Genomic DNA, 24,047 nt, shown 5'->3' on the forward strand with positions numbered 1-24,047 from the left:
TGCCCGGAGGTTGAGCCGATGACATCGCTCTACACCGCTCAAATGACGCGCCGCCGAGGCCTGACCTTCTGGGGGCAATGGTTGTGCGCACTGAGTCTGACCAACCTGCTGCTGATGTTGCTCGTGTACTGGCGAGTCGGCAGCCTGACCAGTGAATACCGCGTTCTGATGATTCTCACCGTTCTCGGCTCGGTGCCCATCTACAGCGTCATGCAGGTTTACCACAAGCGCCATGAGTGGTTGTCCGGGCTCGCTCGGCTGCTGGCGGCCTGGATGATCTTGCTGGCCGTGCTGATCAGCATTGCCTTTGTCACCCAGACCAGCGTGATTTTCTCGCGCCAAGTGATCATCGTCTGGGCCGTACTGAGTTACCTGGTCCAGGCGGCGAGCTTCTTGCCCCTGCATTACCTGGCCCGACTGCATTCGCACAAGCTCTGCAACGAGCGCCGCGCGGTAATCGTCGGGACGTGTCCGACCGCACATACGCTGGCGAGAAAACTGTCCAGACGCAATCGCGTACCGCTCCTGGGTTTTATCGCAACCGCCGAACATACCGGCCCGGCACCGAGCATTCTGCCGCTGCTGGGGCGCATCGACGAGGTTCGCGAAATCATCACCCGCCTGCACGTACGCCGCGTCTACATCGTCTTGCCAATGGCACAAGCCGCCATCATCGAAGCCTTGTACATCGATCTTCTGGACATGAATGTCGACGTGGTCTGGATCCCCGATTTCGGCAGCATGGTATTGCTCAATCAGTCGATCTCGGAAATAGAGCGAATGCCGGCCATCTACCTCAATGAAAGCCTCATCAGTTCGCACCCCGGCAGCCTGCTCTGCAAAGAGCTGTTCGAACGTAGCCTGGCCGCCGTGGCCATTATTGTGCTCAGCCCCTTGCTGCTGATCGTGGCGGCGGCCATCAAGGCTTCCTCGCCCGGCCCGGTGTTGTTCAAACAAAATCGCTACGGCTGTAACGCCGAGGTGATCAAAGTCTGGAAGTTCCGGTCGATGCACTTGCACGATGACAACGAAGTCCGTCAGGCCACCCGCGAGGATGAACGTATCACCCCGCTTGGGCGTTTTTTGCGCCGCAGTTCCATCGACGAGCTGCCGCAACTCTTCAACGTGCTTTGCGGCGAAATGGCCCTGGTCGGCCCGCGACCGCACGCGGTCACGCACAACATTTACTACACCGGCAAGGTTCGCGCCTACATGGCCCGCCATCGCCTCAAACCAGGAATCACCGGGTTGGCCCAGATCACCGGGCATCGAGGTGAAACCCAGACGCTGGAAAAAATGCAGCAGCGCGTCGCCCAGGACCTCAATTACATCAACCAATGGTCGCTGTGGCTCGACATCAAGATTCTGGTCAAGACCCCTTTTACATTGTTCTCAAAAGACACTTACTGAGGAGTCAGGCAATGATCGACCTGGAATTGATCGGGCGCATCACCGGCCGCACGATCGGCCGGGTCAGCTTCGACTTCACGTCCATTGCCGATTCTGTCTTCAGTTGCGCCGAGAAACAGCGTCCGTCTGGCAGGGCAATGCCGCGCGACCCAGCCAAGGCATAACAAAAGGAGAAACACCCGTGTCAGACCAAGCCCCCCCTTTACCGCATTCAGTGTGCGTCGTGATCCCGATGTACAACGGCGCCGACAGCATTGAGCAAACACTGGCGTCCCTGGTCAGGCAAACCCGACTGCCCGATCACGTCATTGTCGTCGACGATGGTTCCACCGACGACGGACCCCAACGGGTCAAAGACTTCGCGGCGCCGTTTCGCCTGACGCTGTTGCATCAAGCCAACGAAGGCCAGGCCAGCGCCCGCAACCATGGATTGCAGCATACTGAAGAGACTTTTGTGGCGTTTCTCGATGCCGATGACCGATTTTGTCCGCAAAAGCTGGAGCAACAACTGGCGCTGTATGACGAACTCAGTCGTCAGGGACGGCCGGTGGGGCTGATCGACTGCTACACGCAGGTCAATTACAGCGACGGCAGGCGGCAACTGGACAACCGGCGCAAGAACGGCAGGCATTTCTACGATTTCATCCACGCCAACGTCGTCAATGGCGTATCCACCGCGCTGGTCAAGCGCGACCTGATCATGCAACTCGGCGGCTTCGATGCCAGCCTGCGTTACTCCGAAGACCGCTTCATGTGGAGCCGAATCGCCGAACACTGGGAGATCCACACGGTGCCACAGGTGCTGCTGGAGCGCACGGTCAACAGCGGCAACATGACCGCGCAACCGAAAAAGTACTACCAGAACAAGATCAGGTTCATCGAAGTGTATCTCGCCCGCTATGGCGCGCAGCTAAGCAAGCAGCAACGGATTGATTTCGTGCTGGGCAACCACACCGACTTTCTCAATGCATTTTCCCGACGCGGCGAGCATGCCCAAGTGATTGGTGTGTACCGGCGAATGCTGGAATATTCCTGGCAAGCACTGATCTTCGCCAACGGCAAACCGACCTTGCGCTACCTCTATGCCCGCGCCAGATCATTGCGCAAGGCAACGGCGTCAACCATCGCTGATTGAACCGGTATCCGCACGGCCAATCACCGTCTGGGTACATTGATCAGGAACACCTCACCATGCGCAAAACCACACTGATCACTGGCGGGACCGGCTATATCGGCACCCATACCGCCTTGGCGTTAATCAACGCCGGACACAATGTGCTGGTGCTCGACAACCTGTGCAACAGCTATCGAGAATCGATCGTTCGCCTTGAGCGACTGACTCATACCCGGGTCGATTTCATCAATGGAGATGTTCGCGACTCGATCTTGGTCGACGATGTCTTCCGTCGCTACGACATTGATGCGGTGGTGCATTTCGCAAGCTTGAAATCCGTTGAGGAAAGCGTGCGAAGACCGTTGGATTACTACGCCAATAACTTCGCCGGTACGCTGAACCTCTGCGCGACGATGGCCCGAAACGATGTGTTCAACCTGGTGTTCAGCTCGTCGGCCACGGTGTATGGCGACCCCACGCGAATACCGATTGCCGAAGACTTCGGCACCGGCAAACCGGTTAATCCCTACGGCCGCACCAAGCTCATGATCGAGGAGTTGCTCACCGATCTGTGCAATTCTGATCCACGCTGGAACATCGCCTTATTACGCTACTTCAACCCGATTGGCGCTCACGAAAGCGGGATGATCGGAGAAGATCCCAAGGGCCGACCCAACAACCTGTTGCCGTGCCTGACACAGGTCGCGACTGGCCGGATTCCCGAACTCACGGTGTATGGCTGCGACTATCCCACCGTGGATGGGACCTGCGTACGCGACTACATTCATGTGGTCGACCTTGCCAACGGTCACCTCAAAGCGTTGCAGGTGCTGCAGCACCGCAGCGGCATCAATTTCTGGAACCTCGGCACCGGCGTCGGCTACAGCGTGCTGCAGATCATCCACAGCTTCGAAGACGTTACCGGCATCACCATTCCCTACCGCTTCGCGCCGCGCCGCCTCGGTGACATCGCAAAATGCTGGGCCGACCCGAGCAAGGCAGGACGTGAACTGGGTTGGAGCGCGCAACGCGGCTTGGAACAGATGATCATCGATACCTGGCGGTGGCAGTCGTGTAATCCGCAGGGGTATCAGACTTCATTCGAAATTCCGGCGCCGATTGAAGCGAAGTGATGCAGATGCTTAAAGAATGTCTGCTGGTACTACTGCTGTCGGTTTCGCTTGTTTGCAACGCAGCACAAGCGCCTTCCCGTGCACCCACCACCGGGCTCGTGCTGTGGCTGGACGCGGCCGATGCTTCAACAATGACCTTGGACGCGCAGAACCGTCTCCAGCGCTGGAGCGACAAATCCGGCGAGTCCAATGACGCCACAGTAGACGATGCCGCCTTGCAGCCACAGCGGATGGCAAACGCCCTGAATGGTCATTCGGTAGTGCGTTTCAGTGGCGTTTCGGCGTTTCTCGGCAAAACGATCCGCACGGCCAAAGGCCCTGTGACGGTATTGATCGTGTCCCGTCGATTGCCCGAACAAGCCCCGGTCGATCCCTGGCAACGGTTGTTCAGCTCACGCCCGCAAACCGCCAACAACGATAACGTGTTGCCGAATTTCGCCATCAGCCTGCAACAGACCACCGCGTATGCGCCGACCTTTTCCGTCCTGGAGCTTTACGATGTGCCGATTGGTCCGTATGCCGTCGGGCGCAATGTCGTCGGCAATTCCGAAAACTTTCGCGGCGACATCGCAGAAGTGCTGGTGTACGACCGTCCGTTTGCCTCCCTTGCAGAGCGCCAGCGTGCATTTCAGTACCTGGCAGACAAGTGGTCAGTTGCCATCCCCTTACAGGCCGATACCTGGACCCGTGTCGGACCACTCGGCACATTGCCGACCCGGACCAACGCCAATCTGCCGCTGTCCGATCAGGCCAATGCCGGTCAGTGGATTCTCAACACGAAACTGTCCGACGACTTCAATGGCACAACCCTCGACCCCGGGCGCTGGCATGTCAACAATGCCATAGGGACCGAATCGCTCGGACGCAAACCGGCGCTTTTCACTCCGGGCAATGCCACCGTCAGCAATGGCAACCTGAACATTGTCTTCCGCAAGGAAACCTTGCCGCAGAAGTATGTCCTACTCGGTTTCAAGGACTACACCTCAGCCATGGTTCGTACCATTGAACGCGGCTTCTACGGATATTACGAAGCACATGCCAAACCCATGAACTCCGCAGGCTCCAGTGCATTCTGGCTCGCGTGGACGGGCATGGCTGACAACGCAACCGAAATCGACATCTTCGAAATCGGCGGCAAGACCAAAGACGCTGCCTTCGACCGGCAATACAACATGAACGCCCACCTGTGGGCCACGCCGCAAAGCACCGAACATGTCGCCAACGGCAGCACCTGGATCAGCCCCTGGCGGCTGGCAAGTGACTTTCATGTCTACGGCTTCGACTGGCAGCCCGACACCCTGCGCTGGTACGTCGATGGCGTGCTGGTCAGGGAATCGAAGAACACACACTTCTTCTTCCCCATGCAGATCGTCTTTGACAGTGAGGCCATGTGGCAATGGTTCGGCGTAGTCGACGATGCTGACCTGCCCTCCACCTTCAGCGTCGACTACGTCAAGATGTGGCAACGTGCTCAATAACCGTCACACGGCGCTATAACGTTCGCCCCAGATCAAATTTCAATCGGCAGGGTGGTCTGTTTTCAATCAGCGCCAACACGTTTGGAGCGCATAGACATGATCAAGCGCCGGGTGAAAGAATTAGACTTGCTGCGCTTCCTTGCTGCTTTCGCAGTAGTGATTTTTCACTATGCTTTTCGCGGGTATGCAAGGGGCGACATGTCTACGATGCCCTACCCGCTATTGGCTGAACCTGCTAAATACGGTTATTTAGGCGTCGAACTGTTTTTTATGATCAGCGGATTCGTCATTCTGATGACCGCTTCGAGCAATAATCTCAAAGTATTTTTTATATCCCGCGTCGTTCGCCTCTACCCTGCTTTCCTGGTGTGCTGCACCCTCACGTTTTTAATCACTCTTGCCATCGGACACCCCAGGTATACGGCTAATTTTTATCAATACATCGTTAACATGACATTACTTAGCGACTTGATGGGCGTCCCATCGATAGACGGCGTTTACTGGTCTCTGTTTGTAGAAATTAAATTTTACCTAATGATATCCATTCTGTTGGGCTTCAAGAAAATAGAAAAAATAGAGACGTACCTCGTACTCTGGCTACTCATCTCTGCCATAGCAGAAGCCTTCACTTTTGAAAAGATGCGCACGGTATTAATTACCGATTACGCTGCATACTTCATAGCGGGTGCCACGTTCTACATGATATGGGCCAAGGGATTCACAAAAACACGAATCCTCCTATTGGCAGGTGCATTAGCATTAGCCAGCTATACCGCAATCGTATGGGCCGAATCGCTCGAAACCAAATATTCAACCGAATTCAATCCTCTGATCGTATGCAGCGTAATTATCCTGTTTTTCATGACGTTTTTTTTGATCGCAACGAACAAAACGGCAGTCATAGGGACATTGAACTGGACTACATTAGGAGCGCTGACCTACCCACTTTACCTATTACATCAAATGATCGGCTTTATGATCTTTAACATTGCTTATCCAGTGGTGAACCCGCACATACTGCTATGGGGCACCGTCGCCTTGATGATAAGTGCGTCTTATATCATCCACAAAAAGATAGAAGTCCCCATTGCCAGACAAATTAAAAAATTCCTTTCATTATCCCTCAGCCGTGTCAGAGATTGATTAGTCCCCGCAGACTTGAAGCGTATTTTCGGAACTGGTTATTGCGTAATTCGAGCAGGCGCGAGTTCATTCATCAACAGACCTCAGGAGTCAGTAATGATCAGTCTGGAATTAATCGGGCATTACACCCCGAATTTGCTGGACGCCAACAAGGCATTTTCCTTCATTAATTTTGCGTCCGTCGGCAGTCTGTTCGACCGGGAACCGACGTCCATCGCTTATTTTTGCGACGGCATGCTGATGTCCACCTTCATGTCTCGCATCACCGGCCGGGCGATCGGCCGGGTCAGCTTCGACTTCACGTCCATCGCCGACTCTGTCTTCAGTTGCGCCGAGAAACAAGGCAAGCGTGTGTACTTTGTCGGTGCCAGGCAAGCCGAACTGGACCTGTTCATCGATAAGATCAAGGTTCGCTACCCGGCGTTGATTATCGCCGGTCACCACAACGGCTATTTCGATGCACCGCAGGCCGCCTGCATTCAAGCAGACATTTGCCGCAGTGAAGCAAACCTCCTGATCGTAGGCCTGGGCGCCGGGCTGCAAGAGCAGTTCGAGCAGGATGCCCTGCGCGCCGGTTTCACGGGTACTGCATTCACCTGTGGCGGTTTCATTCGCCAAGAGGCCACGGCCACTCATCATTACTACCCCGAGCTGATCAACCGTCTGCATCTGCGTGCGTTCTATCGAATGTATCGCGAACCGCACACCATCAAGCGCTACCTGTTCGACTACCCGACCAATTTTGTTCATCTGTTGGTGATGATCATTTGGCGCAAAGTGACCATCAATATCACTCACCCCTGAACGCCCGGCACCGAGCACCGACCATGCATATCCTGTTCATTCTCAAGGACTTCAAGCCCGAGGGTGGCCTCGAGCGTGTCCAGCAACGCCTGGCCAGGCAGTTTCTCAAGGATGGCCAGCGTGTGAGTTATTTCGTCATGAACGGCGACACGCCGGACGATGAAGGGGCTACCACGCTCAATGGTGGCGGCAATGGAATCATCGGCCTGTTCAAGTCCATCGTTCTGCTGCGCCGGATTATTCGTCGCGAGCATGCGACCCACCTCATCGCCGCCAAGGAACGAGCCAACCTCTGCACCTGGTTTGCCACCTTGGGTAGCCCATGCAAGGTCATCTACACCCGTCACGCGGCACTCGATTGCAGCGAACAGAAAATCAGCCCCGCCGTCCTGCGTCTGCTCTATGCGTTGTACCTCTGTGGCAACGGCCGGGTAGTGACGGTGTCCAACGGACTGCGCCAGTCCCTCGCCGAGCGGGTGCCCTGGGGTCGCGAGCGCATCCGTTATTGCCCCAATGCAGTGGTCACCGAACAACTGCTCAGTGCCGCACAGACGCCCATGCTCACCGGTTTGCCAGCCGAGTTCTGGTTAGCGGTGGGCCGGCTGGTGGCACCGAAGGGTTTCCACCTGCTGCTCGACGCCTATGCCATGGCCTTGCGCAGCGCTGCGCTGCCGGATCTGGTGATCATCGGCGATGGCCCGCAACTCGCCGCGCTGACCTCACAGGCCAGCCGCCTGGGCATCGAGGACCGTGTGCATTTCACCGGTTTTCTGAGCAATCCCTATCCATTGATCAGGCAGGCACGACTGCTGATCCTGAGTTCGTTTCATGAGGGCTTGCCGACCGTGCTCATCGAAGCCCTGGCGTTGGGCACACCCGTGTTGGCCTGCGACTGCGAAACCGGACCCAGGGAATTGCTTGATAACGGCCGCCTCGGCGACCTGGTCAAGGTCAATGATGTACCGGCGCTGGCCGAAGGGATGCTGCGCAGCCTGACCGCGCAAGGTCAGGCTGCACCAGGCGGACAAGTGGCCGCTGACGCCGTTCGACAGTACACCAGTCAATACGCCGCGCAGGCGTACTACCAGGTATGGAATCAATGAAAAGGCTGCTGATTATCCTGCAGGACTTGAACGGAGGCGGAGCCGAAAAAATGATGGTGCGCCTCGCCGGTGCGCTGACTGATGCAGGCAATGACGTGACCTTGCTGATGCTCACCGGTACAGGTGTGAACTCGGCGCGCATCGACCCAAGGGTCAAGCGCGTCGAGTTGCACAGCGCGCGCAGCTCCAGGGCGGTGCCGGCGCTGGCACGCTTTCTTCGCCACAATCGCTTTGACGCGCTACTGGCTGCCCTCACCCACGTCAACGTGGTGGCCATCGCCGCGGCCATGCTGTCCGGTACGCTGGCGCGCCTGCATGTCAGTGAGCGCAATGCGTTTTCCCATGACAAACACGTCAACCCCGCGTTGGCGGTGCGCACCGCGTATCTTTTGGCTCCGCTGCTGTATCGACTCATCCCCAATCCGGTGATCTGCGTCTCGCGCGGTGTCGCTCAGGATCTGGTCGATACCACCATCACCCGCGCGCAGGATGTCACCATTGCCGACAACCCGGTGCTCGACAACGATTTTCGCGACAAGGCGCCGGGATGTCCGAATCACCGCTGGCTGCTGAAAAAAACCACCCCGGTGATTGTCGCCGTGGGTCGCCTGGCACGGCAAAAAGGCTTTGACGTATTGCTCGATGCCTTCGCCCGATTACCCGATCGCAGTACCCGATTGATCATTTTCGGCGAAGGCGCACTCAGATCCGAATTGTTCGAGCAAGCCGTCGCCCTGGACGTGGGCGACCGATTCGATCTGCCTGGCTACACCAGCGATCCATTGGCGGAAGTGGCAGCGGCCGATTGCTTTGTGCTGTCGTCGCGTTTCGAGGGCAGTCCCAACGCGCTGGTCGAGGCGATGTCCACAGGCACCCCGGTGGTATCGACCCTCTGCCCCTATGGCCCGCAAGAGATTCTCGACAATGGCGCAATCGCCCCGCTGGTGGCGGTCGACGACCCTGGCGCACTGGCCCGGGCCATCACCGTGGAACTGACGTTGCCGCGTGATGCAAACCGTCAGGCGCGCATCGATGCCGCTGCCCGTTTCATGAGCGCCTGTGCGGCGAAAACTTATCTCGACGCGCTACTTGGGAGTCCATCGTCATGAACAAACTGGAAGTCAGGTACACCACCCTGCGCGACGCCTTCACGTTGTTCGGCGGGCTGTTCTATATCCAGGTGATTGGATTTTTTTTCGGGTTGGCTGATGTGTCGTATCTGGACGCCGCCGAAAAAGACCTCGAAGGCAACACGATCAACCAGATCTGCGGCCTGATCACCCTGCTGGTGCCGCTGTTCTTCTTCATCCGCAACAAGGTCTTTCTCAGCAAAAGCTTTTACAGGAACAATGCCTTCCTGCTGGTGTTCATGCTCTGCCTGGCCGTATCGATCAGTTGGTCCTACGACCCGATGTTAAGTTTCAAACGTTTTGTGGCGATGATCAGCGTGGTGTTTTTTGCAGGTTTCATCGCCTACAACTACAGCCTCGAGAAAGTCGCCTTCATGCTCGGCTGCATCATCGGCGCCGCAGCGTTTTTAGGTTTGATAATCGCGCTGTTCAGGCCTGACATCGCCTTCGTATACGGCGGTCCTCGCGATGGTGCGTTCAAAGGGATCTTCCCGGAAAAAAATGCCGGCGCACGGATCAACGCGATCGCTATTCTGTTACTGCTGCCGATGATCCGCCAGCGCAATCCCTGGGCCATCCTCTGCTCGTTGTTTTCGCTGATCGCGATTGCGCTGGCCCAATCCGCCACCGCCATCGCGCTGATCTGTGCCGGCACGGTGAGCTGTTGGTACTTCCTCACGCTGATCCGCTTGCACATCAACCGCTCATGGCCAGCGTTCCTCGGTTCGATGATCGTCTATGTGCTGATCTGTTTCTTTCTATACGGCAATTATGCGTTGCTGCTGGAGCTGACCGGTCGTGACCCGTCACTCACCGACCGCACGCGGATCTGGGACCTGCTCACACCACTGATCGATGCCGAGTTCCTCAAGGGTTACGGCTTCGGCGCCTTCTGGTCCAGCCCGAGCGCCGAAGTATTCATCAACCGTTGGGGTTACATCGGCAATGCCCACAGCGGTTACATGGAAACCTTGCTTAACGGCGGCATCGTTCAGTTGATCGCGCTGATCCTCATGCTGGTCGAGGCACTGATCAAACACTATCGGGCCGTAATGGCTGATCAGTCGGCACGGTTTCACGTCAGTGCGATGGTCATCATCGGATCGTTCATGCTCACCAACTATGTGGCGTATGTCGTGCCCAACTACCGCTCGGCGGAGTTTCTGGTGTTCTGCGTCCTGGCCCTGTCATTCCGTCACCACCACGCCAAACGCCCTGGCCTGGCAACACGTCCTTTCACGTCTGGTGATTGCGTCACGCTCGAGGGCGTACCCGCCGCCAATGCGACGACTTTTCGCTATCTCTATGCGCGGGTGAAAACACTGCGCAAGGCGCCCTGAGCCGGTCCACGCCACCCAGGTTCTAGCAATGGCCAATCATCGCCTGGTGACATTAGTCTGGATCTTCACCGAGAAATTCGGCCTGATCTTCCTGTCCATGATTACCTTCATCGCGTATGCCAGGCTCATGTCGCCGGCAGAGCTGGGTGTGGGCACGGTGATCATTGCCATCGTCGAGGTGTTCGGCATTCTCTACTCATCAATGCTCGAAGACCCCCTGGTACGGCTGGAGCGTCTCGAAGACAAACACATTGGCACGGCCTTCTGGTTCGCGGTGCTGGTCAGCGTGGCCTCCATTGTCGTCATAACGTTTGCCGCGATGTTGTATACGACGTCCACGATGCTCCGATGGATGATCGCTGCCGCCTCAGTGAAAATCCTCTTCACGATGATGGCGCGGGTCTATGTCGTGGAAATGCGCCGCACCAGCAACTTCAAGATGCTGGCCTCGCGCACGCTACTGGGTAAAGTGGCCGGTGGCCTGGGAGGGATCGTCGTCGCGCTCTGGGGATTTGGCGCATGGGCCGTGGTCGCCCAGGCGCTGATCATGGAGTTCGTTTCCATCGTCGTATTGATGCGCGGAAACCGCCGCCGGATTGCCTTTTACATTGACGGCCCCTTTCTGCGCGAACTGTTGACGGCCGGAGCGCCGGTAGCCATCAATGTGATGAGTTGGCAAACGCTGCAGCGCGGCGTCATTGTGGTACTTGGCATCACGGCAGGCACCCATGCCGTCGGCATGTTCAATATGGCGATGCGCATCATCGACCTGCCCCGCACGGCGATCTATAACGGCCTGATGAGTTATGCATTGCCAGTGTTCGCCCGGCGCAGCACCGATATGGCGCGGTTGATCGCAATGATCAGCGACTCGACGGCAATCAGTGGTTTCCTGCTCACGCCCTTGTTCCTGGGCATCGCGTTAACGGCCGAGGACATCATCCTGTTGATATTCGGCGCCAAATGGGCAGAAGCCATTCCCCTGTTGCAAGTGCTTGCCTGCACCACGGCCATCGGCAACACCGCCATGTATGCCACGACGGCCCTGGTGGCGGTCAATCGTACCCACCTGACCGTCAAGGCTGAAGTGGCAACCACCGTGCTGGCGCTGGCACTGGTTTACAGCCTGGGTCACCTCTATGCAGGCATGGCCGCGGCCCTGGCTTTGCTGGTACGGATGGTGATCATCACACCTCTGCAGATCCGTGGGCTGAACACGGCAATAGGTTACGGCTGGCGATCGTTCATCGAATCCAATTATCGCAGCGTGATCGCCTCGCTCATCATGGCCGCCGCCGTGGTGTTTGTTTCTGCGCACCTGGGTTTGCGAGGCTATCTGCACCTGGCCGGCAGCATCGGTATCGGCACGCTGACTTATGCGCTGGCCTACAGCGCGTTGCACCCACGGTGGCCGCAAGAATTCAAATCGGTGTTCACCACTCGCTGAAGGCTGTGCGGCAAAGTCCGCTCGGCGAACTCGCCGTCTTCTCGAGCAAGTCTCGCTCTTACAGGTGCCGTGAACGACGCGACCCCCTGTAGGAGCGAGCTTGCTCGCGAAAGCGGTATATCTGGCGACATTAATATTGACTGCGCCTCCGTCTTCGCGGGCAAGCCCTAACTAATGCCAGTCAGTTAAGCGCAATTCAATGTGGGAGCGGGCTTGCTCGCGAAAGCGGTGTGTCAGGCGANCAATGGCAAGGGTTCGCGTTTTTTATTGACGCTGGCCCATCGTCAATCGCGCTCTTGCAAGTGCTTCAGAGTCGTGTGGGTGACACGATGATTTTCACGTTGTGCTCCTTGTTGTTGACCAATTCCTCAAAGCCCTGCCCGACGATCTGTTCCAGCTGAATACGCCCGGTTACCAGCGGTGTGATGTCCAGCCGGCCATCGGCAATAAAGGCAATCACATCGGCGAACTCACCGTTGTAGGCGAGCGCACCCAGCACCTGTTTTTCGGTGGCAACCAGCTCGAAGAAATTGAACTGGCTGGGTTCCTCGAAAATGCCCACCAGCACACACGTGCCGGCCTTGCGGATGAGGTCGATAGCGAGCTTGGCCGTGTGTTTATTGCCAATGCATTCGAAGCTGACATCCGCCCCAAGTCCGCCGGTCAGCCGCCGCACCTCGGCCAGAGCGTCACATTCATTGGGGTCTAGCACATGGCTCGCCCCTACCTCCAGAGCCTTCGCCTTGCGCGCCCCTGACATTTCCAGGGCAATGACCTGGGCCGCACCAGCAGCCTTGGCACACATGATGGTGCACAGACCGATGGTTCCCGCGCCAACCACCACCACATTTTTTCCCAGCAGACTCCCGGCCTTTTTCACCGCGTGCATGCCCACTGCCAGCGGCTCGATCAGCGCCCCGGCTTCGGCGGGAAAGTTGGCCGGCAACTTGTAAAGCAGATTGGCCGGCACGTTGACGAACTCGGCGAACGCACCATTGTTCATCAGCCCGGTGAAGGCCAGGTTTTCGCAAATGTTGTACAACCCATGGGTGCAGTAATAACAAGTACCACAGTGCTGACAGGCATCCGCTGCCACCGGCTCGCCAACACTGAACCCTTGAACACCGGCTCCGATTTCGACGATTTCGCCACAGAACTCATGACCGAGAATGCACTGTCCTTTGATTCCGGTCAGCGGGTGCGGCGCATCCACCGGGATGAACACTGGCCCGGCCACGTATTCATGCAGGTCGGAGCCGCAAATACCGCACCATTGCACGCGAATCTGGACCCAGCCCGCGGGTGGCGACACGGGCAACGGAACGTCTTCGACACGGATATCGTGACGGCCATGCCAGACAGCGGCACGCATGCTGCGGGCCGGATTAATTGAAAGGCTCATGTTGTTATCTCCTTGAAATCGTTGGCCTTGGCGACCAGCGAATGGCCGCCAAGGAAGGCATTAGTGTTGTTGCACAAAGTCCAGAATCAGCCGATTGACCTGCTCGGCCGCTTCCATCTGCACCATGTGCGCCTGGCCCGGCAGGATTTCGACCTGAGCAGGCAGGCCAACGCTGTGGGTCGCAGGAATGATCGCGTCGTCACTGCCCCAGATGAGCAACACCGGCTGCCGGCCTTCTTGCACCACGCCGCGCAGATCGAACTGTTGCCGTCCTTCTTTGAACAACCCCGAAACCAGCTGGCGCAGGGCCGCGTCCACCCCTTCAAGGCGCTTGTACTTGAGCATGTCTTCGAGCATCTGCCGATTGACCAGTTCGGGGTCAGAGAACAGCTGCACCAGCTGTGGTTTGAGGGCATTGCGGCTGGCCGCCTCGACAAAGCCTTGCAGGTAATCGCCATTGATTTCCGCGCCCAGACCGGCGCTGCCGATCAAGCTCAGGGAGCGCACCCGATGGGGTGCCAGACGCGCGGTGTTCAGCGACACCGCACCGCCCATGGAATGCCCCACCAGATGCGCCACGGGAACATTCAGATGATCAAGCAGAGCCAATAGCACTCCGCTCAGCTCATCCAGATTTCCGTGCTGCAGCTGTTTGGTCGACTCGCCATGACCCGGCAGATCCAGAGCAATCACCCGGCGTTCGGCAGCCAATGCTTCATGATTGAACATCCAATTGTTCAGGTCACCACCAAACCCGTGCACCAGCACCAACGGTACCCCGCCTTCGCCGCGCTCGAAGTAACGGATCAGTCGCCCGTCCAGTTCGACCTTTTGCGGCTTCGGCCCGCTGTCTTCCTCGGCTCCGTCACCTGGCACAAATGCGGCCTGGAACTGCTCGATCACCGCATCGATTTCGGCCTCACTGGCTTCGCCGTCGACCACGATGCCGAGCAACGCACCGACCGCAAGGGTTTCATCCTGGCGCGCGATCTGCCGACGCAGCACACCGGAAAACGGCGCCTCGACGCTGCTGGAAATTTTGTCGGTTTCTACGTCGAGCACCTCATCGCCCTTGGCGATCGCCTGGCCCTCCTCCTTGAGCCAGACATCGACCCGGCCTTCGGTCATGGACAAGCCCCACTTGGGCATGGTCAGGGTATGGATCTGGCTCATGAACGCTTGCTCCACTCGATCAACTTGAGCACGGCGTTTTCGATTTTCGCCGCGTCAGGGATATAGAGGTCTTCCAGGGCGTCGGAGAATGGCACCGGCGTGTGCGGCGCAGTCACCATCTCGATGGGCGCCTTGAGCGAGGCGAACGCTTTTTGCGCCACCAGGGCCGAGATGTCGGTGGCCATGGAACAGCGCGGGTTGGCTTCGTCGATCACCACCAGACGCCCGGTCTTTTCCACGCTTTCGAGAATACTGTCCTCGTCCAGCGGGCTGGTGGTGCGCAGGTCGATGACCTCGCAGTCAATGCCACGCCCTGCCAGGCTGCGGGCTGCGTCCATCGCCGTATTGACCGTGCGTCCATAGGAGACCAGGGTCACGTCCTTGCCATCGCGCAGGAAGTTGGCTTCACCGAACGGGATGGTATAGAGCTCTTCCGGTACCTCGCCCTGCATGCTGTAGAGCAGTTTGTGTTCACAGAAGATCACCGGATCGTTGTCGCGGATAGCCTGGATCAACAGCCCCTTGGCGTCATAAGGTGACGACGGGCAGACGACTTTCAGCCCGGGGATGTGGGTCCACAGCGATGTGAGCATTTGCGAGTGTTGGGCGGCTGCCCGCAGGCCCGCGCCGACCATGGTACGAATCACCAACGGGGTGGAGGCCTTACCACCGAACATGTAGCGAAACTTGGCCGCCTGATTGAGGATCTGGTCCAGGCAGCAACCGGCGAAGTCGACAAACATTAATTCACACACAGGACGTACGCCGCAGGTCGCTGCGCCTACGGCGGCACCGACGTAACCCAGCTCCGACAGCGGCGTGTCCAATACGCGCCCGGGGAATTGGTGATAGAGGCCCTTGGTCACGCCCAGCACTCCGCCCCAGGCGTCGTTTTCACCGGGAGCACCGGCACCGCCGGCGACGTCTTCGCCCATGATGAACACGCTGGGGTCGCGGCGCATTTCCTGCGCCAGGGCTTCGTTGATTGCCTGCTGATAACTGATTTTTCTCGCCATGATGAAGGTCTCGATTCTTGTTATAGGGGGCGTTCAGGGATAGGAAACGTAGACGTCGGTGAGCAGGTCGGCCGCGCTCGGCTTGGGGTCGGACTTGGCCTTGCGCACGGCATCTTCGATCAGCAGGTCCACTTCGCTATCGATCTGGTTCAACTGGCTGGCATCGATCAAACCGGTTCGGGTGGTGCGTTCGCGAAACTGCATCAGGCAGTCGTTGTGCTCGCGGAAATACTTGACCTCGTCCGGTGCCCGATAGGTCTGGGCGTCGCCCTCGAAGTGACCGTAGTAGCGGGTCAGCTTGACCTCGATCAGCGACGGTCCTTCACCGGCGCGGGCCCGCTCCACCGCGGCACCGGCGGCTTCGTGAACGGCGAAAAAGTCGAAGCCGTCGACGGTGACCCCAGGCATGCCGAAGCCGGCCGCGCGGTCGGCGATGTGATCGCACGCCACAGACCAGTTGGAGGCCGTGGCCTCGGCATAACCATTGTTCTCGGCAATGAACAGGCACGGCAGGTTCCACACCGAAGCCATGTTCATCGCTTCGAACACCGCACCTTCATTGGAGCCGCCGTCGCCGAAGAACACCACCGCGACGCTGTCCGTACCTTTGAGCCGGGCGGCCAGAGCCGCGCCCACAACCAACGGTGCGCCGGCTCCGACAATGCCGTTGGCGCCGAGCATGCCCTTCTCGAAATCGGCAATGTGCATGGAGCCGCCCTTGCCCTGACAGACCCCGGTTTTCTTGCCGTAGATCTCGGCCATCATCCCGTACACATCAACGCCCTTGGCGATGCAATGACCGTGGCCACGGTGGTTGGAAGCGATGCAATCATCATCCCCCAAGTGAGCCATGACACCGGCGGCCGAGGCCTCTTCACCGGCATAAAGATGGACGAAACCGGGAATCTCGCCGGTGGCGAATTCCACGTGCAAGCGTTCTTCAAAGACGCGGATGGTGCGCATCACCCGATAGGCATGCAGCAATTGATCAGCGGTCAGCTGTGTCGACATTTTTATTCTCCAGGGTGTCTTGAGACTCAAGGTTCAGAGGGTGTTGCGGATGTTCACGGCCGATGGCCAGCAGCCGCTCTTGCGCTGCATAGGCCAGCGCCGCATTGACATCGATGCTCAGCGGACCGCTGGCATCGAGGGTAACGGTGGGTAAGTCATGGGCGTTGAATTCGATTTCCCGCTCGCCATCCAGGGCCAGGGTGCCGCTGCTCAGGCACAGACGATGGGCAACGCCGGGTTCAAGGCTAGCGGCGGCGAGCACGCCGCAGCCTTGCAACAGCCCGGGCGCCAGTGGCACCAGCAAGGCTTCGCAAGATTGCGGATCAAGGCGCATCCAGGCGCCATTGGGGGCTTGGCGCGATACCGGAAACCACAAGCCACAGAGCGCCGAAATGCCAATGGACTGAGGTTCGGCAAAGGTTACAAATACCTCCGCCAGATCGATCCCACGGCTAATTGCACGGGCGCCGATAAAGGGCAGCGAGGACACGGCCACGTCCACCAATGCCACTTCGCACAGGTCGCGGCTCGGAATCCGCACCAGCAGGCGTTTGTTGCGGCGCAAAGCGATTTCGGGGGGAATCCGCCCGCTGGCGAATAGCCCGCCGGCCAACCCGGCACTGGTGGCTTCACGCAGTTCCGGGAAGGCATTGTTGGTCCCCGTCGACAGGGTCAGCAGTGGAATGTCGCCGACTTCTGCGGCCACCGCTTTGTGGGTGCCGTCACCGCCGAGTACGGCGATCAACGACACACCGCGTTCAGCCATCCAGCGCGCGGCTTGGCGAGTGTCCGCCACGCTCTGGCGCAAGGTAAGGTCGAGGAACTCCAGGGTTGGCCAGTGGCTGTCACGCGCCTGGCGGCCATGACTGTTCTTCAGCACCGCAGCGGCGATGCCGGTCATGTCGGTGGGCATCAGCACCCGCTCGACACCGGTGGCACCAAAAGCTGCCAGCAGCCGCTGGATCACCGAGACTTTGTCGGTGCTGGAAAACAGCCCGGCATTCGCCGTCAGGCGCCGTACGTCCCGGCCGGACGCCGGGTTGGCAATGATGCCGACGGTCAATGGCAAGGGACTCATGCCAGCACCACAGGTAGAACAGGGAAAAGGCCTCGGCAGGAAAACACAGGGCACCTCTTTTTATTATCGGGTTGCCAGTCGCACTGGTTGCAAGGGCTAGAGCAAGGCCAGTGCCAGATTCGCAAAAAAGCGCCAGGATGCCTGTTCCAGAGCGGCCTTGACCTGAGTCAATGAGGGTTGGGATCACGCTCGATTGAGACGTCCCATATCAGCCAGCACGGGTTTGTGGTGAGACCTTGAGACGTTGCGTCTCACCTTCGCCGTGCGTGAACCGACGCTTGTCGACCGTCCATGAACGGCGCTTAATAGCCGCACAACTAAAAAGAAGATCGAACCGGAGACCTTAAATGCTTTCCGCACCCTCGAAGGCGCACGTGGATTGCGTCAGCCGTGTTTTGAAGAACGCAGCGCACCTGCCGCAACTGCCTGTGTCGGACTTGATATTGGACTCCTGGCGCCGTTCCATGGAGCAACACCACCTGGACCCCGGCTCATTACAAGGGCCACGGATCCTTTCGCAGAACGTGCTGCAGGAGTGTCAAGAACGCTCCGAACTGTTCCTGCGCATTGCCAGCGAAGAAGTCGCCCGCCTCCACGGTCGCGTGCGCGATGCCGACTACTGCGTGTTGCTCACCGATGCTCAGGGCCAGACCATCGACTACCGCGTGGAAACCTCTATCCGTAATGACTGCCGCAAAGCCGGCCTGTACCTGGGCACCTGCTGGTCAGAAGGCGAGGAAGGCACCTGTGGCGTGGCCGCGGTGCTGACCGCACGGACACCGGTCACGGTGCATAAGCGAGATCACTTTCGCGCCGCTTTTATCGGACTCACCTGCTCTGCCGCTCCAGTCTTCGACCCTCGGGGCGAACTGCTCGGGGTGCTTGATGTGTCCGCGGTGCGCTCTCCGGACGACCGCCGTTCGCAACACCTGATCCGGCAGATGGTGGTGCAGAGCGCGCGGGAAATAGAACAGGCGTTTTTCATGAGCAGTGCCCAGGGCTACTGGGTGCTGCGGGCCCACAACAGCCCGGGCTACGTCGACAGCCAACCCGATTACCTGCTCGCCTGGGACGATGACGGACGACTGCAGGCGCTGAACCCCGCGGCGCGACAGTGGCTGTTGCAAAGCTTTGGTCAGCTGCCGGAACACATCGACCACGTGTTCGATCAGCAGTCATTGCATCGGGCCAGGGACGAATCGCTTTGCCTGCTTCACGGCCAGGGTGCCCGCCATGCCTTGCATGGACGACTCAGCGCGCCACGGAGGGTGAAACGCAACCCTGCGCGCCGGGTACTGTCACCCGCCGAACTCGACCCGCGACTGGAAGAAAGCCTGCGCCTTGCGGTGCGAGTCAAAGACCGCAATTTACCGGTGCTGATCCAGGGCGAAACCGGTTCTGGCAAGGAAGTCTTCGCCCGCCAGTTGCACCAGGCCAGTCTGCGCCGTGAGCGGCCTTTTATCGCGGTGAACTGCGCAGCGATTCCCGAAAACCTGATCGAAAGCGAGCTGTTCGGTTATGTGCCCGGCGCCTTCACCGGTGCTTCGAGCAAAGGCATGCAAGGTCTGCTGGAACAGGCCGATGGCGGCACCCTGTTTCTCGATGAAATCGGCGATATGCCTCTGCCTCTGCAAACCCGTCTGTTGCGGGTTTTAGCCGAGGGCGAAGTGGCGCCCCTGGGAGCGTCACGCAGCAAAGCGATAGACATTCAGGTCGTCTGCGCGAGCCACCGCGATCTGGAAGCACGGGTGACCTCTGGCGAGTTTCGCGAGGACCTGTACTTTCGCCTCAGAGGCGCGCGATTCCAGTTGCCGCCGTTGCGCGAGCGCAGCGATCGACTGGCCTTGATCAACCGGATACTCGAAGAAGAATCGTTGGCCTGTGGGATAGCGGTGCAACTGGGAAGCGCCGCACTGGAATGCCTGCTCGGCTATCGCTGGCCGGGAAATGTGCGCGAACTGCGGCACGTGCTGCGTTACGCCTGCGCGGTGTGCGAGACCCATTTGATTCTGTTGAGTGACTTGCCTGAGCAACTGCTCGGCCATCGACGCAGTGATCCGGCTTCAGCTGACACCGTGGAACGCTGCGCCAGTCCGGAACGCCAGGCACTCATCGATGCCCTCGTGCGTCATCGCTGGAAACCCACCGCCGCGGCCAAGGCTTTGGGCATCTCCCGGGCAACGCTGTATCGACGGGTGCATCAACATGACATCGACATGCCTGGCAGAGGCTAACCACAGCTTCATCCGGCGGCCCCGCTCGCCATCGGGCAGCATACGGGTGCCGGTCAAACGTTTCGCCGCTACAATGCGCACTTCGACCGTGACAAGCCCGACTAAAAAAATATGTCCTTGCCCAAACATCATCTGGAACTGCTCAGCCCCGCCCGCGACGTGGCCATCGCCCGCGAGGCCATCCTGCATGGCGCCGATGCCGTGTACATCGGGGGCCCGAGCTTCGGCGCCCGCCACAACGCCTGTAACGAGGTGAGCGATATCGCCCAATTGGTGGAATTCGCCCGTCGCTACCACGCCCGGGTGTTCACCACCATCAACACGATCCTGCACGACAACGAGCTGGAGCCGGCGCGCAAGCTGATCCATCAGTTGTACGACGCCGGCGTCGATGCGCTGATCGTCCAGGATCTGGGCGTGATGGAGTTGGACATCCCGCCGATCGAGCTGCACGCCAGCACCCAGACCGACATCCGTACACTGGCGCGGGCGAAGTTCCTCGACCAGGCCGGCTTCTCCCAATTGGTACTGGCCCGCGAGCTGAACCTCAAAGAAATCCGCGCCATCGCCGACGAAACCGATGCGGCGATCGAGTTCTTCATCCACGGTGCACTGTGCGTGGCGTTCTCCGGCCAGTGCAACATCTCCCACGCGCAGACCGGCCGTAGCGCCAACCGTGGCGACTGCTCCCAGGCTTGCCGCCTGCCGTACACCCTCAAGGACGAAAAAGGCGGTGTAATCGCTTACGAAAAACACTTGCTGTCGATGAAGGACAACAACCAGAGCGCCAACATCCGCGCTCTGGTCGAAGCCGGCGTGCGCTCGTTCAAGATCGAGGGTCGCTACAAAGACATGGGCTATGTGAAGAACATCACCGCCTACTATCGCCAGCGCCTGGACGAGGTCCTCGAAGACCGCCCGGACCTGGCGCGCGCGTCCAGCGGCCGCACCGCGCACTTCTTCCTGCCCGATCCGGAAAAGACCTTCCACCGCGGCAGCACCGACTACTTCGTCAGCGACCGCAAGATCGATATCGGCGCCTTCGACACCCCAACCTTCACCGGCCTGCCGGTGGGCGTGGTGGAGAAAGTCGGCAAGCGCGATCTGCTGGTGGTCACCCACGAACCGCTGTCCAACGGCGACGGCCTCAATGTGCTGGTCAAGCGCGAAGTAGTGGGCTGGCGCACCAACATCGCCGAGCCGAAGGGCGAGTTCGAAGAGGACGGGGAAAAGCGCTACCGCTATCGTGTTGAGCCCAATGAGATGCCGAAGGGGTTGCACCAGCTGCGACCGAATCACCCGCTGAGCCGCAACCTCGACCACAACTGGCAGCAGGCCCTGCTCAAGACCTCCGCCGAGCGCCGGGTGGGTCTTGCCTGGGTCGCTCGCCTGCGTGAGGATCGCCTGGAGCTGACCGCCACCAGCGAGGAAGGTGTCAGCGTCAGTGTCACCCTGGACGGTCCCTTCGGCCTGGCCAACAAACCGGAACAGGCCCTGGAGCAACTGCACGACCTGCTCGGCCAACTGGGCACCACTCAGTACCACGCCACGGCTATCGAGCTGGATGCACCGCAGGCGTATTTCATCCCGAACTCGCAGCTCAAGGCCTTGCGCCGCGAAGTCATCGAAGCGCTGACCGCGGTCCGCATCAAAGCCCACCCTCGTGGTGGTCGCAAGGCCGAGACCAATCCGCCACCGGTGTACCCGGAGTCGCACCTGTCGTTCCTGGCCAACGTCTACAACCAAAAAGCCCGCGACTTCTATCACCGTCACGGCGTCAAGCTGATCGACGCGGCCTATGAGGCTCACGAGGAGACCGGCGAGGTGCCGGTGATGATCACCAAGCACTGCCTGCGTTTCTCCTTCAACCTCTGCCCCAAGCAGGCCAAAGGCGTCACCGGCGTGCGCACCAAGGTCGCGCCGATGCAACTGGTGCACGGTGACGAAGTGCTGACGCTGAAGTTCGACTGCAAGCCTTGCGAGATGCACGTGATCGGCAAGATGAAGGGGCACATCCTTGATCTGCCGCAACCGGGCAGCGTGGTGCAGCAAGTCGTCGGCCACATCAGCCCTGAAGACCTGCTCAAGACCATCCCTCGCGCGCCCCACTGAGTGACTTGCGAGCGCGGCGCTAGGACGCCGCGTTCGCAAGGCGGCTGAATGTTAAAGGCGTCACCAGGAGGGATTTGCAGACATAAAAAAACGCCAGGCCGGATCGGCGTTGGCGTTGGCGTTTTCTGTAAAGACAATCATCCGGGACTCCCGCAATACCTGCCGGCGGAGCCATACTTGGATGAGTATAAGGAAAATGGCAGGGGCGGCTGGATTCGAACCAACGCATGGCAGGATCAAAACCTGCTGCCTTACCGCTTGGCGACGCCCCTGTATCTGTTGCTGCGAGTGCTCGGCACTCTCTTTCTGATTTGTCCTTGCGGTACAAGCCCTGTAAGGGCCTCTGCAAGAACGGGCGGGAATTTATCAACTTTCGCTTCGCCTGGGAAGGCCAAAACAAAAATATATTTGTTTTAAAACAGATGCTTACTCTTGATCCTGGAGGGTGCCATGGCAGCTGTTACCGATACACTGAAGCTGTTTCTCGCCGGCGATGTCATGACCGCCCGCGGCATCGACTCAGTACTGCCGCATCCTGGCGATCCGCGGCTTTACGAAGGCTACGTCAAGAATGCCGGCGTTTACGTCCGGCTGGCAGAAAGACTCAATGGCCCGATTCCCCTCCCCGTCGATTTCACCTATGTCTGGGGCGCAGCGCTGGATGAGCTTGAACTTCGCCAGCCACACGCACGCATCATCAATCTGGAAACGGCGGTGTCCCGTCGCGGACGACCGGAGCCAAAGGGCATCAATTACCGAATGAGTCCGGAGAACTTCCCGGCCATCAGCGCAGCCGGCATCGACTGCTGCGTGCTGGCCAACAACCATGTGCTGGATTGGGGGGCAGCCGGCCTGGCCGATACACTGGATACCTTGTCGAGCAACGGTATGTGCAGCGCCGGCGCCGGGCACAACCGGCAATCCGCCGAAGCGCCCGCGGTGCTGCCACAGCCTGGCGGGCGGCGCGTGCTGGTGTTTGGCCTCGGCGCACCCGACAGCGGCATTCCGCTGGACTGGGCCGCCACGGACAAGCGCGCGGGTGTCGCGCGGTTGGAAGATCTGTCGATGCAAAGCCTGCGCCCTGTGGCCGAACGGATTCTCGAGAGCAAAAAACCGGGGGATCTGGTGGTCACCTCCATTCATTGGGGTGGCAACTGGGGGTTCGATATCCCGCGTGAGCAGGTCCAGTTCGCCCATGCCTTAATCGACGAGGCCGGAGTTGACGTGGTGCATGGGCATTCCTCGCACCACGTCAAGGGCATTGAGGTGTACCGCGAACGCCTGATTCTTTATGGCTGCGGTGATCTGCTGAACGATTACGAAGGCATCGAGGGCCACACAGCCTTTCGCGGCGACCTGGGGCTTCTGTACTTTGCCTCGTTGGCCCCGAGCGGGCACCTGCAGTCGCTGGACCTGATACCCACCCGCCTCTGTCGCTTTCGCATCTGTCGCGCCGAAGGGGATGACCTTCAATTGTTGCACGACACCCTTTCTCGCGAATGCGCATGCTGGGGCAGCAGCATCCAGCCGGGCGCGAAAAATGCCTTCGAGTTGCGTTGGTAGGTGCCTCTGGACATGTGAAAGCCCCAGGAACCTTCAGTCATGCCTACCTTTGTGGCGAGCGAGCTTGCTCGCGTTGGGCTGCGTAGCGGCCCCAAGAATCTGATAACAATCATCGATTTTTGTGAGTGCTACGCACTCAAGCGGGAGCAAGCTCCCTCGCCACAGGTTTCTCACTGACTCAAGACTTTCTTAAATGAACAGCATTGGGGAACCTTCCCGGTTTTTTTCGTTTCTGCGTCGTTTTTGCATTTTTGTGCGACAGATTCCACTTCCGGTACTCCCGTGCCACTCCCTCGTGGTGTTAGTTTGGAAAAGTTTCTGACTCATCGACCAGATATTTCTCACAAACTGCCTGC

At 59.0% G+C, this 24,047-nt stretch carries 19 protein-coding genes and 1 tRNA gene; 14 read left to right on the forward strand and 6 right to left on the reverse strand.

What is annotated here, in order from left to right:
• Positions 1-18 precede the first annotated feature (18 nt).
• The 11 genes from IC37_RS03430 to IC37_RS03475 all read left to right on the forward strand — a co-directional run bounded on the left by IC37_RS03430 (position 19) and on the right by IC37_RS03475 (position 12,102).
• Complete coding sequence (locus IC37_RS03430) at positions 19-1,410, forward strand: undecaprenyl-phosphate glucose phosphotransferase (protein ID WP_033864844.1); 1,392 nt, start codon at positions 19-21, stop codon at positions 1,408-1,410.
• An 11-nt stretch (positions 1,411-1,421) separates the two neighbouring features.
• On the forward strand, positions 1,422-1,574 hold the full coding sequence (locus tag IC37_RS30325; protein WP_256580633.1) for a hypothetical protein: 153 nt from the start codon (positions 1,422-1,424) through the stop codon (positions 1,572-1,574).
• Between the two features lie 17 nt (positions 1,575-1,591).
• Entirely contained in the window at positions 1,592-2,545 is a 954-nt protein-coding gene (locus IC37_RS03435; RefSeq protein WP_030128842.1) for a glycosyltransferase family A protein, read from the forward strand.
• Positions 2,546-2,601: 56 nt separating this feature from the next.
• Positions 2,602-3,657, forward strand: a complete 1,056-nt coding sequence (gene galE / locus IC37_RS03440; RefSeq protein WP_030128843.1) for a UDP-glucose 4-epimerase GalE — start codon at positions 2,602-2,604, stop codon at positions 3,655-3,657.
• Positions 3,657-5,135: a family 16 glycosylhydrolase gene (locus IC37_RS03445; protein ID WP_033864845.1), complete on the forward strand. Its 1,479-nt coding sequence runs from the start codon at positions 3,657-3,659 to the stop codon at positions 5,133-5,135. The genes galE and IC37_RS03445 overlap by 1 nt, the downstream gene beginning before the upstream one ends.
• 96 nt (positions 5,136-5,231) lie before the next feature.
• A complete protein-coding gene (locus IC37_RS03450) occupies positions 5,232-6,278 on the forward strand; it encodes an acyltransferase (protein ID WP_030128845.1) in 1,047 nt (348 codons plus the stop codon).
• Positions 6,279-6,374: 96 nt separating this feature from the next.
• Positions 6,375-7,082, forward strand: coding sequence for a WecB/TagA/CpsF family glycosyltransferase (locus tag IC37_RS03455; protein ID WP_030128846.1), 708 nt, complete (start codon positions 6,375-6,377; stop codon positions 7,080-7,082).
• A 23-nt stretch (positions 7,083-7,105) separates the two neighbouring features.
• On the forward strand, positions 7,106-8,185 hold the full coding sequence (locus IC37_RS03460) for a glycosyltransferase (RefSeq protein WP_030128847.1): 1,080 nt from the start codon (positions 7,106-7,108) through the stop codon (positions 8,183-8,185).
• Positions 8,182-9,294, forward strand: a complete 1,113-nt coding sequence (locus IC37_RS03465; protein WP_030128848.1) for a glycosyltransferase — start codon at positions 8,182-8,184, stop codon at positions 9,292-9,294. The genes IC37_RS03460 and IC37_RS03465 overlap by 4 nt, the downstream gene beginning before the upstream one ends.
• On the forward strand, positions 9,291-10,655 hold the full coding sequence (locus IC37_RS03470) for an O-antigen ligase (protein ID WP_051414802.1): 1,365 nt from the start codon (positions 9,291-9,293) through the stop codon (positions 10,653-10,655). Before IC37_RS03465 ends, IC37_RS03470 begins: the two co-directional genes overlap by 4 nt.
• A 28-nt stretch (positions 10,656-10,683) precedes the next feature.
• A complete protein-coding gene (locus tag IC37_RS03475) occupies positions 10,684-12,102 on the forward strand; it encodes an oligosaccharide flippase family protein (RefSeq protein ID WP_030128850.1) in 1,419 nt (472 codons plus the stop codon).
• A 307-nt stretch (positions 12,103-12,409) separates the two neighbouring features.
• On the opposite strand, the gene IC37_RS03480 is transcribed toward IC37_RS03475, so the two are convergent.
• The 5 genes from IC37_RS03480 to IC37_RS03500 form a co-directional block, all read right to left on the reverse strand.
• Entirely contained in the window at positions 12,410-13,474 is a 1,065-nt protein-coding gene (locus tag IC37_RS03480; protein ID WP_256580648.1) for a 2,3-butanediol dehydrogenase, read from the reverse strand.
• A gap of 90 nt (positions 13,475-13,564) precedes the next feature.
• Entirely contained in the window at positions 13,565-14,677 is a 1,113-nt protein-coding gene (locus IC37_RS03485; protein WP_030128852.1) for an acetoin dehydrogenase dihydrolipoyllysine-residue acetyltransferase subunit, read from the reverse strand.
• The gene (locus IC37_RS03490; RefSeq protein ID WP_030128853.1) at positions 14,674-15,693 is read right to left on the reverse strand and encodes an alpha-ketoacid dehydrogenase subunit beta; all 1,020 of its coding nucleotides are present in this window, start codon (positions 15,691-15,693) and stop codon (positions 14,674-14,676) included. Before IC37_RS03490 ends, IC37_RS03485 begins: the two co-directional genes overlap by 4 nt.
• Positions 15,694-15,726: 33 nt before the next feature.
• A complete protein-coding gene (locus IC37_RS03495) occupies positions 15,727-16,704 on the reverse strand; it encodes a thiamine pyrophosphate-dependent dehydrogenase E1 component subunit alpha (protein WP_030128854.1) in 978 nt (325 codons plus the stop codon).
• Positions 16,682-17,782, reverse strand: a complete 1,101-nt coding sequence (locus tag IC37_RS03500; RefSeq protein ID WP_030128855.1) for an ATP-NAD kinase family protein — start codon at positions 17,780-17,782, stop codon at positions 16,682-16,684. The genes IC37_RS03495 and IC37_RS03500 overlap by 23 nt, the downstream gene beginning before the upstream one ends.
• Positions 17,783-18,129: 347 nt before the next feature.
• Here IC37_RS03500 and IC37_RS03505 point away from each other — a divergent pair, with 347 nt between their 5' ends.
• Both IC37_RS03505 and IC37_RS03510 read left to right on the forward strand, forming a co-directional pair.
• Entirely contained in the window at positions 18,130-20,016 is a 1,887-nt protein-coding gene (locus tag IC37_RS03505; protein WP_030128856.1) for a sigma-54-dependent Fis family transcriptional regulator, read from the forward strand.
• A 111-nt stretch (positions 20,017-20,127) separates the two neighbouring features.
• Positions 20,128-22,128: a U32 family peptidase gene (locus IC37_RS03510; RefSeq protein WP_030128857.1), complete on the forward strand. Its 2,001-nt coding sequence runs from the start codon at positions 20,128-20,130 to the stop codon at positions 22,126-22,128.
• 197 nt (positions 22,129-22,325) lie between these two features.
• On the opposite strand, the gene IC37_RS03515 is transcribed toward IC37_RS03510, so the two are convergent.
• Positions 22,326-22,400, reverse strand: a tRNA-Gln gene (locus IC37_RS03515).
• Positions 22,401-22,578: 178 nt separating this feature from the next.
• On the opposite strand from IC37_RS03515, the gene IC37_RS03520 reads away from it, so the two are divergent.
• The gene (locus tag IC37_RS03520) at positions 22,579-23,691 is read left to right on the forward strand and encodes a CapA family protein (protein WP_030128858.1); all 1,113 of its coding nucleotides are present in this window, start codon (positions 22,579-22,581) and stop codon (positions 23,689-23,691) included.
• Positions 23,692-24,047 lie beyond the last annotated feature (356 nt).

The sequence above is a fragment of the Pseudomonas sp. QTF5 genome, from assembly GCF_000512695.2.
Taxonomy (GTDB): Bacteria; Pseudomonadota; Gammaproteobacteria; order Pseudomonadales; family Pseudomonadaceae; genus Aquipseudomonas.